We start from the raw sequence: 1,714 nt of genomic DNA, 5'->3' as shown, positions 1-1,714 counted from the left end.
GCGGCGGCACGCCCCTCGCGAGCCGCGCAGGCCGGCCCCGCGGATCCCCCGGGACGGGCCGGCGCACCGGTACGCCGAACCGGCGCAGTCGTCGGTCCTCCGGCGTCGACTTCCACCCCGCGCCGCGACGCGGACCGTCCGCCCGCGCGCGGACGGGACAGCACGTTTCCGATGAACCCAACCCCCCTCCGAGGAGTGTGAGAACCCATGGCCAGAGTGCTCGTGGTCGATGACGCGCTGTTCATGCGCAAGATGGTGTCCGACGCCCTGACCAAGGGCGGGCACGAGGTGATCGGCGAGGCCGCCGACGGCGCCCAGGCGGTCGAGCAGTTCAAGTCGCTCGCCCCCGACGTCTGCACGCTCGACATCACGATGCCGGAGAAGGACGGCCTCGAGGCCCTCCGCGACATCCTGGTGCTCGACCCCGCCGCCCGTGTCGTCATGTGCTCGGCGCTCGGTCAGGACGCCAAGGTGATCGAGTCGATCAAGGCCGGCGCCCGCGACTTCGTCGTCAAGCCGTTCCAGCCGGGCCGCGTCCTCGAGGCGGTCGACAAGGCCCTGGCCTGACCGGAGGGCGACCTCCAGGTGCCACGCCCCCGAGGGTGGCGGGCCGTGGCACATCACGGTCGTCCTACGACCACGACGTGCCACGGTCCGCGCCTGACCGGGGCGCGGCACATCACGGTCGCGGGCCCGCCGACCCGGCACACCAGAACGGGGCCGACCCGGGCCGACCCGGGCCCCGCGCCCGCCCCGAAAGGGGTGACCTCAGCGGGCGGCGGCGAAGACCGGCGCGTGGGCGCGGGGTCAGCGGGCGGCGGCGAAGACCGGCTCGTGGACCGCTTCGACGGCGGCGCGGTCGACGGCCTTCTGGCCACGCTGGTTCGCCACGGCCACGGCACCGAGGAGCGTCACGTTGACGACGAGCCAGGCGGCGAGGAGGACCAGGACGATGAGCATGGACCTGATGATGCGCCCACCATCGATCGGCTCCCGGTCGCCGACCCATCAGATCCGTATCGCCGTACGAACCCGTACCGACGCCACCCACCCCCGAGTGCACGAGACCCGCCAACCTACGGCGATGGTTGAAAGCGTCGCCCCACGCCGCGAACCGCACCCGCCCCGTCGGCCGACCGACGCGGATGGTCCGACGTCACGCCCCGCTCGACCAACCGCACCCGCCCCGTCGGCCGACCGACGCGGATGGTCCGACGTCAAGCCCCGCTTGACCAACCGCACCCGCCCCGCCGGCCGACCGATCCCGATGGTCGCCACTTCGGGCCGCCAGACGGCCGGCGACGCCCTGCACGACGTCGCCCGCCGTCGTCGAGTGCTCCCGAGGGACCGCACTCAGCGCCCCGGCCCACCGCCGGGCACGTGCCCGGGATCCGCCTCGCGAGGCCCCGGGATCCCGCGCCCCCGTGCGCCGCGCCCGTCGGACACCAGCCGGAGCATCGTCATCGAGGCGCGCGCGACGCCGACGTCGTGGCGCAACGCGCACCAGACCCGGAAGCGGGGACGGCGCTCGACGCTCGGCTCGTCGGAGGCGAACCGCGCCGCCTCGGTGGTCGCCGCGAGGGCCGCCACGGACGGGCCGACCGCCCGCAGGCACGGCCCCAGCGCGGTCAGGGTGGTCGCCGGACCGACCGGGCCGGGGACCAGGCGCGCGAGCAGCTCGCCGACCGGGACCGCGGGCGGCAGGTCGCGGCGG

Annotated in this window: 3 protein-coding genes; 1 reads left to right on the top strand and 2 read right to left on the bottom strand. The window is 75.3% G+C overall.

What is annotated here, in order from left to right; all coding sequences use genetic code 11:
* Nucleotides 1-207 precede the first annotated feature (207 nt).
* A complete protein-coding gene (locus tag PATMI_RS0116350; RefSeq protein WP_026911662.1) occupies nt 208-567 on the top strand; it encodes a response regulator in 360 nt (119 codons plus the stop codon).
* 240 nt (nt 568-807) lie between these two features.
* Here PATMI_RS0116350 and PATMI_RS36805 read toward each other — a convergent pair whose 3' ends face one another.
* Together PATMI_RS36805 and PATMI_RS37590 are read right to left on the bottom strand one after the other, a co-directional pair.
* On the bottom strand, nt 808-960 hold the full coding sequence (locus tag PATMI_RS36805; protein WP_157260810.1) for a hypothetical protein: 153 nt from the start codon (nt 958-960) through the stop codon (nt 808-810).
* Between the two features lie 393 nt (nt 961-1,353).
* On the bottom strand, nt 1,354-1,714 hold a 361-nt coding region (locus tag PATMI_RS37590; RefSeq protein ID WP_036726016.1), incomplete at its 5' end, for a hypothetical protein.

This window comes from Patulibacter minatonensis DSM 18081, from assembly GCF_000519325.1.
Lineage (GTDB): Bacteria > Actinomycetota > Thermoleophilia > Solirubrobacterales > Solirubrobacteraceae > Patulibacter > Patulibacter minatonensis.
The sequence above is the reverse complement of the archived record's forward strand: the minus strand, read 5'-3'. Positions and strand labels throughout refer to the sequence as shown.